This window comes from Nostoc sp. UCD121, assembly GCF_014222285.1.
GTDB lineage: Bacteria > Cyanobacteriota > Cyanobacteriia > Cyanobacteriales > Nostocaceae > Nostoc.
The window spans coordinates 1-15,706 of the sequence record NZ_JACKZS010000181.1 but is presented as its reverse complement, the minus strand read 5'-3'; the positions used below and the strand labels follow the sequence as shown (position 1 = coordinate 15,706).

The 15,706-nt window shown below is 42.2% G+C and carries 12 protein-coding genes; 4 read left to right on the top strand and 8 right to left on the bottom strand.

The genetic code is table 11. From position 1 onward, the window contains the following. Nucleotides 1–164 precede the first annotated feature (164 nt). Nucleotides 165–482 (bottom strand): thioredoxin, encoded by a 318-nt coding sequence (trxA, locus tag GNF10_RS27890; RefSeq protein WP_114082710.1) that lies wholly within the window; start codon nt 480–482, stop codon nt 165–167. 459 nt (nt 483–941) lie between these two features. Between trxA and fabG the strand changes: the two genes are divergently transcribed. The 3 genes from fabG to GNF10_RS27875 all read left to right on the top strand — a co-directional run bounded on the left by fabG (nt 942) and on the right by GNF10_RS27875 (nt 5,041). After that, complete coding sequence (gene fabG / locus GNF10_RS27885) at nt 942–1,688, top strand: 3-oxoacyl-[acyl-carrier-protein] reductase (protein ID WP_185586303.1); 747 nt, start codon at nt 942–944, stop codon at nt 1,686–1,688. Between the two features lie 413 nt (nt 1,689–2,101). After that, on the top strand, nt 2,102–3,322 hold the full coding sequence (chrA, locus tag GNF10_RS27880; RefSeq protein WP_185586302.1) for a chromate efflux transporter: 1,221 nt from the start codon (nt 2,102–2,104) through the stop codon (nt 3,320–3,322). Nucleotides 3,323–3,823: 501 nt separating this feature from the next. After that, nucleotides 3,824–5,041, top strand: a complete 1,218-nt coding sequence (locus GNF10_RS27875; protein ID WP_185586301.1) for a glutathione S-transferase family protein — start codon at nt 3,824–3,826, stop codon at nt 5,039–5,041. Nucleotides 5,042–5,124: 83 nt separating this feature from the next. On the opposite strand, the gene GNF10_RS27870 is transcribed toward GNF10_RS27875, so the two are convergent. Beyond that, nucleotides 5,125–6,387, bottom strand: coding sequence for a cell wall metabolism sensor histidine kinase WalK (locus tag GNF10_RS27870; RefSeq protein WP_185586300.1), 1,263 nt, complete (start codon nt 6,385–6,387; stop codon nt 5,125–5,127). A gap of 163 nt (nt 6,388–6,550) precedes the next feature. Beyond that, nucleotides 6,551–7,222: a two-component system response regulator RppA gene (gene rppA / locus GNF10_RS27865; RefSeq protein WP_179072428.1), complete on the bottom strand. Its 672-nt coding sequence runs from the start codon at nt 7,220–7,222 to the stop codon at nt 6,551–6,553. Nucleotides 7,223–7,447: 225 nt separating this feature from the next. Between rppA and GNF10_RS27860 the strand changes: the two genes are divergently transcribed. Beyond that, complete coding sequence (locus GNF10_RS27860; RefSeq protein ID WP_185584214.1) at nt 7,448–8,077, top strand: hypothetical protein; 630 nt, start codon at nt 7,448–7,450, stop codon at nt 8,075–8,077. A 279-nt stretch (nt 8,078–8,356) separates the two neighbouring features. Here the strand turns inward: GNF10_RS27860 and GNF10_RS27855 are convergent, their stop codons facing one another. The 5 genes from GNF10_RS27855 to GNF10_RS27835 form a co-directional block, all read right to left on the bottom strand. Next, complete coding sequence (locus GNF10_RS27855) at nt 8,357–9,682, bottom strand: DUF58 domain-containing protein (RefSeq protein ID WP_185584212.1); 1,326 nt, start codon at nt 9,680–9,682, stop codon at nt 8,357–8,359. 28 nt (nt 9,683–9,710) lie between these two features. Beyond that, a complete protein-coding gene (locus GNF10_RS27850; protein WP_185584210.1) occupies nt 9,711–10,568 on the bottom strand; it encodes a nitrate ABC transporter ATP-binding protein in 858 nt (285 codons plus the stop codon). Nucleotides 10,569–10,843: 275 nt separating this feature from the next. Further along, nucleotides 10,844–12,844, bottom strand: a complete 2,001-nt coding sequence (locus GNF10_RS27845) for a nitrate ABC transporter ATP-binding protein (RefSeq protein ID WP_185584207.1) — start codon at nt 12,842–12,844, stop codon at nt 10,844–10,846. Nucleotides 12,845–13,080: 236 nt separating this feature from the next. Beyond that, nucleotides 13,081–13,920 carry a nitrate ABC transporter permease gene (gene ntrB / locus GNF10_RS27840; protein ID WP_185584205.1) on the bottom strand — a complete coding sequence of 280 codons (840 nt, stop codon included), beginning with the start codon at nt 13,918–13,920 and terminating at the stop codon, nt 13,081–13,083. An 82-nt stretch (nt 13,921–14,002) separates the two neighbouring features. Further along, nucleotides 14,003–15,385: a CmpA/NrtA family ABC transporter substrate-binding protein gene (locus tag GNF10_RS27835; protein ID WP_185584203.1), complete on the bottom strand. Its 1,383-nt coding sequence runs from the start codon at nt 15,383–15,385 to the stop codon at nt 14,003–14,005. Nucleotides 15,386–15,706 lie beyond the last annotated feature (321 nt).

Below are 15,706 nucleotides of genomic sequence, written 5' to 3'. Positions count from 1 at the left end.
CAATATAGCTATCTCAATTTCTAAACTACTTTCTCTAGACGTATAAGTAAATATGCTTAATATTTACTTAAGATTTTATCTGCTAGAAGTTCAACCACTATTTACTAAAAGAGACGCGACATTTCGCGCCTCTAAGAAGCAAAACCTAAATTCTAAGTATTAGCTTAAACTTTTGTTTGTAGATATTGCACCAACTGCGGTGCTTGCATCACTCCCTCTATCCTATCCACAGGCTGACCCTGCTTAAATAGTACTAAAGTTGGTAGAGCAGCAATTTGATACTGGGTAGCCAAATCTGTGTATTTTTCTGTATCAATTTTGACAATGCGTAGGCGATCCTTAAGTTGGAGATTGACTTGCTCTAAAATTGGCACCATCATTTGGCATGGGCCACACCAGTCAGCGTAAAAATCTACTAATACAGGTACATCAGAAGCAGACAGCATCTCTTCAAAGCTGTTAAATTCTTTTTTAGTTGCCATGTGACACACGCCGATTTTCAATTGTTTGCTTCAATAGTAATTCCTAGTAAATAAAATCGGTACAAGTTTATGGGTTTTGTTGGGAAAATATTAGATTACTCAATATAGATTGATTTACCCGCAAAAATCTTAAATATTTATAATAAAATCCATATATCGTGTGTGTTTGTGTATATGGATTAGATATGTATTTAAACCTATTTTAGCTGTCTAAATAAGGGAAGTTGGCACAATAAAATCATACTATGTAAAGAAAAATTAACTAGGCTAAAACCCTTATAACTATGCCTTATCCCAAAGCTAAATATAAGCGATAACTTATCTATAAAATATCTAATTTGCGGGATGACAGCAAGATTGTCTTCCTAAAGACTGAGATTTTATCTAGACAATATTCAGATGTTCCCTAAATCACCATAAGATAATTAGCGCGGTATTTCTAAGATTGAGGAACATTAAATGGCATTATTACAAGGTAAAGTCGCAATTATCACAGGTGCATCACGAGGAATTGGCAAAGCGATCGCAATTGAATTAGCTTCACAAGGAGCGATCGCAGTTGTCAATTATGCTAGTTCGAGTACTGCGGCTGAGGCAGTTGTTACAGAAATTACAGCAGTGGGAGGTCAGGCGATCGCTATCCAAGCAGACGTTTCTAAAAGCGATCAAGTAGACGCACTAGTTAACGCCGTTATGGAAAAGTTTAGCCGTGTGGATATCTTAGTCAATAACGCAGGGATTACCCGCGACACACTGCTTTTGCGTTTAAAGCCAGAAGATTGGCAAGCTGTGATAGACCTGAATCTAACTGGTGTTTTCTTATGTACACGCGCCGCCAGTAAAATCATGCTCAAACAGCGATCGGGGCGAATTATTAACATTACCTCCGTTGCTGGGCAAATGGGCAACCCAGGTCAGTCCAACTACAGCGCCGCCAAAGCAGGTGTAATCGGCTTCACCAAAAGCGTTGCCAAAGAACTGGCTACTCGCGGTATTACCGTTAACGCCGTCGCCCCTGGCTTCATCACTACCGATATGACCAGCAATCTCAATAACCCCGAAGATATCCTAAAATACATCCCCCTCGGTCGCTTCGGTCAACCCGAAGAAGTCGCTGGGATGGTGCGCTTCCTAGCCGCAGATCCCGCCGCCAACTATATCACCGGACAAGTTTTTAACGTCGATGGCGGAATGGTAATGGCTTAAATAACGCGATGTGCAACTTATTTTTCAAACACCGCTTTTATTCCTCTCCCCCACAGCGAGAGAGGCTTTGATTCTTGCTCCCCTTTCCTACAAGGGAAGGGATTGGGTTAGGTTTGAGAGAAAGTGGCACACAGCGTTAAATAGTGCTGAGTTAAGAGTCATTCAATGAGGTAGGAGGCTGAAGGTAGTTTTCCTCCTGCCTTCATCTGAAGATACATATTTACGTTGACAGACAATATAATTCTTCTGTAGAGTGAGTGCGTAATACCGTTTCACTTTCAGGTTGATAGAAATAGATCGCAGGGGACAGAATTAGAGACAAATCTATTTGTATCAAGCATTTCGTGAAATGGTATAAGCCCTAATCTTAAAAGATTAGTATAAAACTGAATGAAAAATATTCCCTAGCAAAGATGACTAACTCAGCACCAAGTCGTTTGGGTGAACTCGCCAAACTGTTTTTTAAACTTGGCGTTATCGGCTTTGGCGGCCCGGTTGCCCATATTGCCATGATTGAAGATGAAGTGGTTAAGCGTCGTCAGTGGTTGACAAGGGAGCATTTTCTGGATTTACTGGGCGCAACTAACCTAATTCCGGGCCCAAATTCCACAGAAATGGCTATCCATATAGGATACATCTATGCAGGTTGGCTGGGGCTGATTGTCTCAGGTGTCTGTTTTGTCTTACCTGCGGTTCTAATTACTGGGGGGTTTGCTTGGGTTTATGTTGCCTACGGCACTTTACCTCAAGTAGCTCCGCTCCTTTATGGCATTAAACCGGCTGTTTTAGCAATCATTATTAATGCACTCTGGGGCTTGGCAAAAAAGGCTGTGAAAACTCGCCAATTGTTAGTGATTGCTTTGGCTGTGGCGTTAATAACATTATTATTCAAATTAAATGAAGTAATTGCCCTATTAGTTGGGGGATTGCTGGGTATGGTTTGGTTACATTCTGGCGATAAAAACGACAAACCAGGAGATAAAGCCAACTTTCTAATTGCTAGTCTTACCACAGGCGCGACTTTAAAGGCATCAACGGTTGTTGCTGCATCGGTAGCTACCGCATCTACTGCAACCAACGTTTCTTTATGGCAGTTGGGCTGGTTTTTTCTGAAAGTCGGTAGTGTCTTGTTTGGTGGTGGCTACCTTTTGGTGGCTTTTCTCCAAGGAGGATTAGTTCAAGAATATGGCTGGCTGACACAACAGCAGTTGCTAGATGCGATCGCAATTGGTCAATTTACTCCTGGGCCAGTACTTTCGACTGCTACATTTATTGGATATATCATTGCTGGCATCCCTGGCGCAATCGTTGCCACAATCGGAATTTTTCTACCTTCTTTTGTTTTCGTTGCTGCCCTGAATCCCTTAATTCCCCGCTTACGGGCCTCTTCTTGGAGTAGAGCATTTTTGGATGCTGTGAATGTTAGTGCTGTAGCGCTAATGGTTGTTACCACCCTGCAACTGGGTGCAGCCACCTTAACATTACCACAAGCCCCATTTGTAGATTTTCTCGGCTTGGCGATCGCGATCGTCTCAGCCATTTTAGCTATTCACTTCCGCATTAATGCTGCATGGCTAGTCTTTGGTAGCGCTTTTATTGGATGGGGCGCTACACTCTTGGGCTACACTCGTTGAAATTGCATATTTTCTCAAAACAGAATTCTGGAGTCATCCGATTTCTTGGTGAGGCTACGCCAAATTTTCTTGGCTTCTTCTTTCTTTGTGTCCTTCTCTGACGAGACGCTGCGCTAATACGCCCTTTGCGGTAGCCTGCGGCAAGTGTATTAGACGTAGGTTGGGTGAAGCGGAGCGCAACCCAACATATATCAGAATGTTGGCTTTGGCAAAGCCTCCAACGCCACTTGCTACAACGCGGGAAACCCGCGCAACGCAGTGGCTCCCCAACCTACAATTTTTTTTGCTTTGTGTCCTTCTCTGACTTAAACAAGCCAAAAATATAGATATGGTAAATCTTGCTTTCAAACTATTTTCATGTGATAATCACCATTAACTCCGGTAAACCTATAAGGTTAACGGTGTATTTGAGTTTGAAATTCTAAATATTTAAAGATAAATTTTTTGTGCCAATTTTTATCTATATCTCCATTAGCTAATCTAAATCTTTCAAGGTGAAATATGTCAATTCAAAACACCGTATCTAATTGGGAAGAACTATTAGAAATTGCCCAAAAAAACACCCCAGCCCGACGCGTGCGTCGGCCTGGGCAATCCCCTTCCACCGCTCCCATTCCTAGCAGCCTTCAGAAACTACCACCAGATACAGAACCACCAGTATTGCTCTACCGCGATACTAACTCTTGGTGTCCATTTTGCGAACGGGTTTGGTTTGCTCTTGAAGAAAAAGAAATTCCCTTTGCAACGGAGTTTATCGACTTGACTAACAAGCCTAAATGGTATACCGATTTAGTTCCTACAACCCTTGTTCCGGCTGCCAAAATTGAGGGAAAGTTAGTCTATGAATCCAAAGAAATTCTGTTAGCATTAGAAGAACAATTTGGTTCAACTTTGCTTCCTGAAAACCCAGAGGAAAACGCTGTTGCTAGGCTATGGCTTGAAGAAGCTGAAACCAATGGTGTGAGAGATATTGCTTACAAATTCCTCCGGCAAGCTCCTGAAGATCCTAATGAATTAGCAAGCTTACAGACAGCTTTTGAATCTAAATTAGACGAACTTGAGCAACTTCTAGGAAAATATTCTGGCCCCTACTTTTTATCTACATTTAGCGTGGTAGATATTACCTATAGCCCCCATTTAGATCGCTTGGCGGCTAACTTACCTGTTTATCGGGGATATCACCTCAAGGGAAATCCTCGGTATCCTCGCATCAACGCTTGGTTTGAAGCACTCAAACAGCGTCCTGCCTATCACCGCGTCAAATCGGATGATACCACCAACAATTTACTTCTACGTCGCCGATGGGGTGTGATACCTATCAGCAATCCTTTGCCCCCAGATCCAGCACTTAGCGAAGAAATCCAATTTAGGGCAGAGGCGGCTGAGAGATTGGCTGATAACCGAGAAGTTGCTTTAGGAGACATCCTGAAAAACTCCGGGGTGCAAGCATTGGCGGTTAATGGCGACACAACAGCCGTTAAAGAAGCGGTTGATTTCCACCTTAGATTGCTGGCTGACTATCTGATTAATGGCAACGGTGCAGCATTACCGTGGGGACGCGTAGGCGGCAAAGATAACGTCGATCCGACTGTGGCTGCGGTTGGAGCCATCACACTCGCCTATGTGAGAAATCGCATCTGTGCGCCACGGGATATGAGCGCTGGTGCAGCAACTGCATTCCGGGCAGCAGCAGATAAGGTGTTGGCATCTCTTTATTAGCGATCGCTAAGATCCGATCTCAATACTTGTCGGTTAAAGGGGAAAGGAGAAAGAATAAACCTTTAACCTTTACCCTTAATTATTTACTTTAAAGGTAGGAAAATTTGTAAAGTTGTCCCTTTTTTTACTACACTTCTGAGACTAATCTGTCCACCGTGAGATTGAATTATTTGTTGAGCAATAGCTAACCCTAAACCGAATCCTCCCGTTTTGCGAGAGCGTTTCTTATCTACCCGATAAAATCGCTCAAATATATATGGCAAATCATTTGTGGGAATCCCAATTCCATTATCTATAACTTGAATTACAGCAGAATGAGACTGAGTAAATAAATGCAACTGCACTTGTCCTCCAGCAGGAGTATATTTACAAGCATTATTAACTAAATTTACAACTGCTTGATAAAGCAAGTTAGGATCACCAAGCACAGTTACACTGTTATTAGGCAATTTAGAAATTAAACTAATATGTTGTGCATCTTGGTGTGTGACATAATCATTTTTTATCTGCACAAGTAAACTTTTGAGGTCAACTTCTTTTAGCGATTCGGTGGGTAATTGACCTTGAGAACGTGCTAGAAACAACAGATTAGTCACCAGAATACTCATTGACTGACCGATATCAAAAATCTTTTGGAAGCGTTGACGCTGCACCTCAAGGTCGGTAGATTTAGACAGAAAGCCAAACTGAGCATTGCTAATAATTGCTGTCAAAGGTGATCGCAATTCATGGGAAGCATCAGCTGTAAACCGTTGTAGGTGATCGTAGCTGTGGCGAATTGGTTGCATCGCTAGCCCTCCCAACCACCAACCAGTCAGGGAAATTGCACCCAAAGTAATCGGCACTGAAATCGCCAAAACTAGCCGAAATTCAGCTAAAGCACTTTCAATAGATGTGATTGGCATCGCTGCCTGCATATAACCAATTAATAAACCATCCTGGTAAACAGGCAACGTTACCTGACGCAGCCATACTTTATCATTGGTCTTGATAGTATCAAATCCACCTAATACCGAAAGGCGATCGCTCGGAATCGTACCAAAAAATTGTACTAGTTGCTTTTGGTCATCATACCAACTTGCATACACTAGTTGACTATCTATCAATGGTTCTACCATGCTTCCCAATAACGGCACATGTTCCAAGTCTATTTGTCGGCTACCATTGTATAGTTCTGACTTCACATTCGCCGCCATCACACTGGTTTTTTTATACAGTAATATATCCAGTTCCTCTAACTCATCGATGACTTCCACATAGTAAACTACCGCCGCAAACCCAATTAAAATACTACCCATTGTTAGGGTGAACCAACTTGCAAGATTACGACGGCTACGATTAAACATAAGTAAGTTGGCACAATAAAGTCAAACTATGTAAATAAAAATGAACTAGGCTAAAACCCTTATGCCTATTGCCTTATCCCAACGAAAATTATTTACACCCACTTACTTAACTTGTCATTGATCGTTGAAAGAAAAATTTCAAGGCTTCTAATTCTCAATTTAATTATTGGGGATTTAAGCGATAGCCCATACCGTAAACTGTTTTAATCCAGTCTGCTGCATCCAATACTTGCAAGCGCTGCCGCAACTTGCGTACTAGGACAGTTAAAGCATTGCTTTCCGGTTCCATACCCCACTCCCACAATGCCTCTTCAATCTGGTTGCGATTTAAAACCTGATTAGGATGACGCATCAGGTATTCTAATAATTTTGCTTCACGAGGAGATAATTCGACTTTTACTTGACTTCGTTCTACATTTAATTCAGCTAAATCCAATTGCAAATCTGCTACCCGTAGACTATCTCCCTGCCAATTGGGGACTCTGCGCCCCAAAGCACGCACGCGCGCCAAGAGTTCCACTAAGTCTACGGGTTTGACTAAATAATCATCTGCTCCCGCATCTAAACCCATAACTTTATCAGGCGTGGTGTCTTTAGCTGTCAATATCAACACCGGTGCAGTTTTACCAGAGAGACGATACTGGCGACACAGACTTAAACCGCTAATTGTCGGTAACATCCAGTCTAAAATTAATAGATCGTAATGTTTTTGGGATATCAGCCACTGTGCAATTTCCCCATCTTCCGCAGCATCTACAATATATCCAGCTTCCGATAGAATACCTTGTAATGGCTCTAATTGTTCAAAATCATCTTCTACTAATAATATCCGCATACAACCTTTCGATGTAAATTCACTACAGGAGAATTTCCCGCACTATCTTAATAAGAAGGAAGTTGTTTTTTCTTATATGTTGTATTAGTACAATCCCAGGTTAAAAATTTAAAGTATTCTACCATAAGGCATATCATGAATGCACCAATAGATAGTTTTTGGTATTGCTTACTCCCTAACTATCAAATAAATTATTATTTTTTATAAGCTAAAAACTAAAATATTATGCCTTATTTAAAACCACAGATTTTACTAATTATTCTACCTATGATATTGCTAGGGATTGCTTTTTGGACTGGTAGTGATTTGTTAACAAAAAAATTATTAGGATTCTCCTATAGGACGCTGGATAAGTTGCAAGCTGATACACTACCACAGGTGGAGCTAACACTTAATTTTACAGTGGTTGATATGAAAGTAGAGAAAGAGCAAAAATTTACTCAAGTGAAGATTAAAACAGCAAATTCTCTGCTAAAAAGGTTAGAAATTGAAATTCCTAACTCCAATTTTCCAGAAGTAGCGATCGCACAAAAATTTGGATTAGAGTCTCAACAAGAAAAGCTGAAGCTTAATAAACAAATACAAGTAAAAATTCCTGTGATTTTAAAAGTAATCAAAGCTGAAATTCAAAAAAAGCAAGGACTTAGCTTTATTGAGGTTAGAACCGCTAACAATACTTTACGGAAGTTGGATTTTGTTCTACCAGTAACTGAGATTAATATGGTAGAAGCAATGACTGCTAAGTTACTAAATCTGTCTCCTGAAGAAGTCAGAAAGCTAATCCGGTATCAAGTTCAAAATCAATCTTGGTTAAAACCTAAAATAAAGAAAGCCGCTAAAACTGAAATAATTTAAAATACCAATAACGAGTAAATTAGTAGAGACATATTAGTCAATACAGTTCAGATAAGACCAAAACACTTGTAGAGGCGGCAATTTATCGCGTCTCTTTGAACCGTATTGACATCTTAGTATAGGGGCACAAAGTGCAATTTTGCCTTTCTGCTAAGTAGGTAGACATAATTAAATATAAAATAAACTATTAGTTTGTAGTGAGCGATTTATCGCTCATAGCAAGGATTATCAGGGCTAAAGTCCTAACTACAAACTTTAAATTTATTTATGCCTAGATACTTAAAGTTGATTCCGCGCTTTTAATTGCAGATATCGCTCGACTACCTGATCGGCAATTTGATTTGCTGGTGCATCTAGTACTAATACACCTTTTTGTTTCAATTGAGCGAATGCGACTTGTCTTTGCATTAATAAATCGAGTGCAACTGCACGGGCATAAGCTTCTGTAACATTATCTGTAAAAGTGTGTGCCAAATGGTCAACTTGTGGATCTCGCAAAGTAACACAAAATGGCAAATAGCGAGGCGCTAACTTAGAAAGTGCAGCCAGAAGTTCGGTAGAGGCGGTGACATCAACTAAGTCGGTAATTACGACTACAAGCGCCCTGCGAGTTTGACGTTGCAAAACATTTGTTACCGCCCCTAAATAATCAGATTCAAATAATACTGGTTGAATTGGAGTCAGGCGATCGATTAGCTGATTTAAATGATGTTGACCGCGTTCTGGGGGAATCCACGTGTGCATTTGGCGGTCAAATACACCAACACCCACGCGATCGCCTCGATGTAACCCCGCCAATGCTAAAGATAAAGTTGCATTCAAACCCCAGTCGAATCGCTGCAAGTTCTGCACCTTTGCAGTCATCAACCGCCCGCGATCGAGCAAGATTAGTAAAGTTTGTTCTTGTTCTGGTTCTAGAACCCTCACCAGTGGTGTTGCATTCCCATAAGCACCAACCCGACGGGCGGTAGCTTTCCAATCAATAAAGCGTAAGTCGTCACCAGTGCGATAGTTCCGTAGTTCGGCAAACTCTGTACCAATACCAGTTTTGCGGGATTGGCGCATTGATCCTGATGATTGCAATGTTAAACGAATTGTCAGCGATCGCAATCCCACCAAATCAGGATAAACTTTCACTGGCAGACTTTGGGAAATTTGCCAATCATCCCAAGCTAATCCCCAAATTCCCAACTGTCTGACTTGAATATTTCCCCAAGGAAACTCGCCGCGCTGTTTTGGGTTGACGGTATATCTCAATTCCTGAGTGGTATTACTGAGAATAATCGCCCGGTGTGTGGGCGCTGATACACCAAACCCTGTTGGGTAGTAATCGCAGATTTCAATTAAGGCGTTGGTATTTGGCGATGTTACTTTTAGTATTACCGGATTATCCCGCCCAATGGATAATCGAGACGGTAATTCGCGGGTAATTTGCACGCGAGAACGTCGCACCTGTAAGCCATCTGCAACCATCAATCCAAGAATGATGGCATCAAATAACACAATAATGGCGATCGCTGCTTTAATGTTGAAAAAAAGGCATAGGATCGGGGCGATCACTATACCTAAAACTAACAACATATAAACTCTTCTGGAAGGAAGCATTGTAAAAATTAGGAGAATGACGATTAGTTTAACCTACATCATCATGAGCAAAGCGATTAAAGAGGAAGTCTAAGGCATAATTGCGTAGTTGGTAGTATTGTGGATCTTCCATGATGCGGGCGCGATCGCGGGGACGAGAAAAAGGAATTTCCATGACTTCGCCTATTTTCGCGTGTGGGCCATTAGTCATCATTACCAATTTATCTGCTAAAAATAGTGCTTCGTCGATATCATGGGTAATCATCAGCACTGTACAACGGTTATCGCCCCAAATTTTGAGCAATTCTTCTTGTAACTCTTCTTTGGTAATGGCATCCAGCGCCCCAAAAGGTTCATCTAAAATTAAGACTTTCGGACGAATCGCCAAAGCACGGGCGATAGAAACCCGTTGTCTCATACCGCCAGACATTTGCATTGGTTTCTTTTCCATCGCATCAGCCAGTCCCACCATTGCTAGATGATCGCGCACGATCGCTCTTTTTTCGGCTTGTGGTTTGTTGGGATAAACGGCGTTAACAGCTAAGTAGATATTTTCAAAAGCAGTTCGCCAAGGTAGCAAAGCATAGTTTTGGAAGACAACCATTCTGTCTGGCCCTGGCTTGGTAATTGGTTCTCCTTCGAGTAACACTTGCCCAGAGGTGGGAAAGTTAAAACCGGATACCATATTTAACAGTGTCGATTTGCCACAGCCAGAGTGGCCGATGACGCAAATAAATTCGCCCTGTTCAACGTTAAGGTTAACGCCGTCGAGTACGGTGAAGGGGCCTGTCTTTGTGGGATAGACTTTGGTAACGTCTTTAATTTCTAGAAAAGGTCTGCGGTTGGTGGTTGCAGCGACGAATGGTTTTCCTAGTGTGCTTGTAGCTGTAAAGTTACGATTTTGCATGGTATTTGGTATTTGGGGATTAAAAAGCTAAATGTAGGCGATGCGAAAATGAATATTCTGACCTAGAAGGGGAGAGGCTTTGAATATCCCCCTTCCCTTGTAGGGAAGGGGGTAGGGGGTTAGGTCTTTTGCTGATTTTTTCAGATGATATAAAAAGTCAGATCATTAACGGAGATAAAAGGTGGATTCATCCAGTTCAAATACTCGTTAACGGAGATAAAAGGTTCGCGTGTGATGTGCTACTTCTCCCACTCCCTCTTTCTCTCAGGACTTTTTTATGACGCAAGTCTCCTTCTCGGTGCATCAAGAACAACTTCCGCGACTGAAAAATCACGTTTAATTTTCAAGTTGTTGAGATAAGCGATCGGATCATCGGCGTTAAAGGGAGTACCATCGAACAGTTGAATGGGTTGGCGAATATAGCTAATATCCAAACCTAATTCCCGTGCGGCGGTGCTGAAAACACGCACGCGACACACCCGTTCAACAACTTCTACCCAATTTCTGGGGAAAGGAGTATCACCCCAACGCGCCAATTGACTCATAATCCAAATTTGTTCGGTGCGACTGGGACGGTTGATGGCAGAATCGGAATAAAACTGGAGATGGGCATAGTCTCGCAATGGATGGTCTAAGTCACAGGTGAGACTATCTGGATCTTCGAGTTGAATGTATTCTAAATCAGTGCTGACATAATCTCGCCCAGCTAAAATTTGGCGAATTTCTTGGGTATTTTCGGGATTTGCACAATAATGGCAAGCTTCTAACAAAGCTTTAGTCAAGGCGATATGCGTATTTGGATAATTTTCTGCCCAATCTTCCCGCACACCAAGAACTTTACCGGGGTGTCCCAGCCAAACTTCTAAATCGGTAGCGATGGTAAAGCCGACATTTTCCACAGCAGCGCGGTAGTTCCAAGGTTCGCCGACGCAGTAACCATCAATGCTTCCAGCTTTGAGGTCGGCTACCATCTGCGCTGGGGGAATGGTCTTCATATCCACATCGCTATCGGGGTCAATTCCACCAGCCGCTAGCCAGTAACGCAGCAACAAGTTGTGCATCGATGCGGCGTGTACTACTCCCATTGTGTGCCGTTGGTCACGGGTGCGAAGCAGGTATCTTTTGAAGTCTGATAAGGTTTGTACACCTTGGTCGAGAAAGCGTTTTGCCAAGGTGATGGCGTTACCGTTGCGAGTCATGGTAAGGGCGGTGACAACGGGCAGAGGTTGGTTATTATGTCCTCCCAAAGTTAACCACATCGGCATCCCTGAAGGCATTTGAGCCGCATCTAAGTAACCACCACTTATGCCATCTTCTATACCCCGCCAGCTACTTTCCCGCACCAGGTTAACTTCATCTAAACCATGTTTGAGAAAGAAGCCTTTTTCTTTAGCAACTGCTAAAGGAGCGCAAGCTGTCAGAGGTAAAAAGCCAATTTCTAGGTTAACTTTTTCTAAACCATGACGGGCAACGTCGGCAGTTTTCCGCGCCCGAATTTTCTTAATCCGTTTCTGCTGATTGAGGAAGTAAATCATCTCACTCCGCAAGCTGTAGTAGCTGGGATGTTCTACCACTTCCATCCGCTTGCGGGGTCTGGGAATATCCACTTCTAAAATGTCGCCAATTTTCGATTCGGGGCCGTTGGTCAGCATCACAATTCTGTCAGACAACAGCACCGCTTCATCTACATCATGTGTCACCATGACGGCGGTAACTTCATTTTCTTCGCAAATTTGCATCAGTTGTTCTTGCAAATTGCCGCGTGTGAGCGCATCCAACGCACCAAAGGGTTCATCAAGTAGCAATAATTTGGGGCGAATCGCTAGGGCGCGGGCGATCGCAACTCGCTGTTTTTGTCCACCTGATAACATCCCCGGTTGTTTGTCAGCATGGGGACGCAAACCCACCATATTAATATGTTTTTCGATAATGGCGTTGCGTTCCTCGGCGGGTAAACCTTTCATTACCGAGTCCACAGCGAGGGCAATATTTTCTCTTACCGTCCGCCAAGGTAATAGCGAATAATTTTGGAACACCACCATCCTGTCTGGGCCAGGTTTGGTGATTTTTTGTCCTTCAAGAGTGACAAGACCCTCAGTAGGCAAATCCAAACCCGCAATCATATTTAATAAGGTGGATTTGCCGCAACCGGAGTGACCAATCAAAGAAACGAATTCTCCTTTTTTAATTTGGAGGTCGATTCCTTTGAGGGCGATATATTTGCCACCACCAGTTAATTCAAAAACTTTTTCAATTTGATCAACAGCTACGAACATCTCATTTGTCCTTTGTTATTTGTTATTTGTCCTTTGTCCTTGGTAAGTGGTCATTAGGTTGTGTTTTCAAACCTCTCTTTAAGCACCCTAGTCTTTGAAGATCCCCCCAACCCCCCTTAAAAAGGGGGGCTTTTAGAATTTCTTTCCCCCCCTTTTTAAGGGGGGTTAGGGGGGATCTCCGAGTTTGAAAACAGTCCCTAGTCCTTAACTTTTTACAAATGACCAATGACCAATGACTATTTTTGCTCTGCTGGTAAAATCTTGTTTTGCAGCCAACCCATCGCTTTATCTAAAAGCAACCCAACAACACCGATGTAAACTAGAGCTAAAATTACTTCGCTGACGTTGTTATTTTGATAAGCGTCCCAGATAAAGAAGCCGATGCCGACAATACCGGACATGACGATTTCGGCGGCGATAATCGCTAACCAAGCTAAACCGATCGCAATTCTCAAGCCTGTAAAAATGTAGGGTAATGCCGCAGGAATCAAAATATTAGTGAAATATTCTTTGCGGCTAAGTTGGAGAACTTTGGCGACGTTGTTGTAATCTTGGGGGATTTGGGTTACGCCGACAGCAGTGTTAATTAAGATGGGCCAAATTGCCGTAATGAAAATTACGAATAATGCTGCGGGTTCGTTTTGTCGTAAAGCTGCTAGAGAAATTGGAACCCAAGCTAGAGGTGGTACAGTCCGCAGTAGTTGAAAGATGGGGTCTAATGCTTTAGACATGGTTCTATTAACCCCAATCAAAATGCCCAAGCCAATACCAACGATCGCAGCTAGGGTATAACTGATCGCAACCCGTTGCAGACTGGCGAGAATCTGCCAAAATAAACCTTTATCAAGCCCACCCCGGTCATAAAATGGCCAAAAAATGAGAATCCAAGTATCTTGAACAACTTGTATTGGCCCTGGTAATGTAGCGCCCGGAGTCCAAGAGAAGAGTTGCCAAATAGTCAGAAAAATTGCGATCGCGATCGCTGGTGGTATCAGGTCAGGAAATTGCTTTTTCAGGCTGGATATAAAGCCATTACTCAATCTAGGGCTTGCAGGGCGTTTTTGGGCTATTGTCATGATGTTGTATTCTCCACAAATTTTATTTGTTATTTGTCCTAGACGCGATGAATCGCGTCTCTACAAGAGATTAATCGTGTCTCTAAACACTGACCTTTTTGATTTTCAAATTCTTCAAATATTCTTCTGGCTTTTCAGGGTCAAACTTGATGCCATCAAAAAACTCTTCTACACCACGGGATGTATTTGTGGGAATATCAGCAGCAGCAATCCCAGCTTCTTTGGCAGCTTCTTTCCAAATATCTTCGCGGTTGACTTTGTTGATAAGTTCCTTAGCTTTGGCAGCATTATTGTCTAGATAATCTTTTGGCAAGAATCCCCAGCGAACATTTTCAACTATGAACCATAAATCGTGACTCTTATATGGATAGGAAACACTACCTTTTTCATCTTTCCAGTAGTAAGCCGCCATTGATTTATCATCAATTTTGCGACCATCACCCATGTCATACTTACCTTGGTATGGATCAGCCAGGATTTCCGGTGAAGAAAGATTGAAATAATTTCGTCCAGCCAGAATTTGAGCCGCTTCTTTGCGATTGTCAAAATTATCTAACCATTGTTGGGCTTCCATAATTCCTTTTAAAATTGCTTTGGTAGCCTTGGGATTTTTATCAACCCAATCGCCTCTCATGGCAAGATATTCTTCAGGATGATTTTTCCAAATTTCTGCGGTTAATGCTGCTACGTAGCCAATCTTGTCTTGCACCAGGCGATATGGCCAGGGGTCGCCTGTACTAAAGGCATCCATTGTTCCTGTTTTCATGTTGGCCACAGTTTGCGCCGCAGGTACTGTGAGCAACTTGACATCTGCATCTGGATCTAAGCCGCCTGCTGCTAACCAGTAGCGAATCCATAAATCTTGGTTGACATGGGGAAAAGTGAATGCAGCAGTGAAGGGTGTTGAAGATTTTAATTCTTTAAATAAAGACTTAGCGCCGGCGAGTTGTAAACTAATACCTTTGCCTTGGTGCTTGTTTGCGATCGCAATTCCATTTCCATGTGTAACCAATTGACATAAGACATACATGGGAATTTTTTGATTGCCTTTGGTGATTAAACCTTCTGAAATTAAATGTGGCATTGGCATTTGCCATTGACCGCCATCTATACCACCACCAGCAGAACCAATTTCTACGTTATCTCTGGCTGCACCCCAAGAAGCTTGTTTGGAAAGACCAACATCCGTCATACCATACTTTGCAAAAAATCCTTTTTCTTTAGCAATAATTAAAGGAGCCGCTTCTACAATGGGAATATATCCTAGCTTGACTGTAGTAGTTTCTGGTGCTTGTTCGGAACTAATATTAGCAACCGACTGAGCAGTTGGTTGTGCTTGAGTGCTTCCACCAGTGAGGTTATCAGGGGGATTCCCTAAACAGCCTTTTAGAAATACAGCACTCGCCGATGCTCCGGCTGTGAAGATGAATTTGCGACGGGAAATTTGATTAAAAAATTCTGTCATAATATCTCCTTTGAAGGTAAATTTTATTTTTTATAGCTATGGCAAATTAGGCAAAAAATATTGCGTTTATTGCGCTACTGATGATTAAGCTATATTTGGCAAAGTAAACGCAGCCATTTCATGAATGACACGGCTACTTATATAAAAACTCGGCTAATTTATTGGCTCTGGTCTAGTGTGACGCAGAGGCATCATTCACCTTGTTGAAATCAGTTTACAGCCTTTGAAGCAAAATTAGTTCACTCGCTGCCTCGAATTATTAAACAAATATTAGATTAGATGTATAAGTAAAAATTTATCTATTTTCCTTAACTATATGAA

Coding starts and splice junctions, on each gene's coding strand:
- trxA (WP_114082710.1), bottom strand. CDS start 482: ATGGCAACTAAAAAAGAATTTAACAGCTTTGAAGAGATGCTGTCTGCT.
- fabG (WP_185586303.1), top strand. CDS start 942: ATGGCATTATTACAAGGTAAAGTCGCAATTATCACAGGTGCATCACGA.
- chrA (WP_185586302.1), top strand. CDS start 2,102: ATGACTAACTCAGCACCAAGTCGTTTGGGTGAACTCGCCAAACTGTTT.
- GNF10_RS27875 (WP_185586301.1), top strand. CDS start 3,824: ATGTCAATTCAAAACACCGTATCTAATTGGGAAGAACTATTAGAAATT.
- GNF10_RS27870 (WP_185586300.1), bottom strand. CDS start 6,387: ATGTTTAATCGTAGCCGTCGTAATCTTGCAAGTTGGTTCACCCTAACA.
- rppA (WP_179072428.1), bottom strand. CDS start 7,222: ATGCGGATATTATTAGTAGAAGATGATTTTGAACAATTAGAGCCATTA.
- GNF10_RS27860 (WP_185584214.1), top strand. CDS start 7,448: ATGCCTTATTTAAAACCACAGATTTTACTAATTATTCTACCTATGATA.
- GNF10_RS27855 (WP_185584212.1), bottom strand. CDS start 9,682: ATGCTTCCTTCCAGAAGAGTTTATATGTTGTTAGTTTTAGGTATAGTG.
- GNF10_RS27850 (WP_185584210.1), bottom strand. CDS start 10,568: ATGCAAAATCGTAACTTTACAGCTACAAGCACACTAGGAAAACCATTC.
- GNF10_RS27845 (WP_185584207.1), bottom strand. CDS start 12,844: ATGTTCGTAGCTGTTGATCAAATTGAAAAAGTTTTTGAATTAACTGGT.
- ntrB (WP_185584205.1), bottom strand. CDS start 13,920: ATGACAATAGCCCAAAAACGCCCTGCAAGCCCTAGATTGAGTAATGGC.
- GNF10_RS27835 (WP_185584203.1), bottom strand. CDS start 15,385: ATGACAGAATTTTTTAATCAAATTTCCCGTCGCAAATTCATCTTCACA.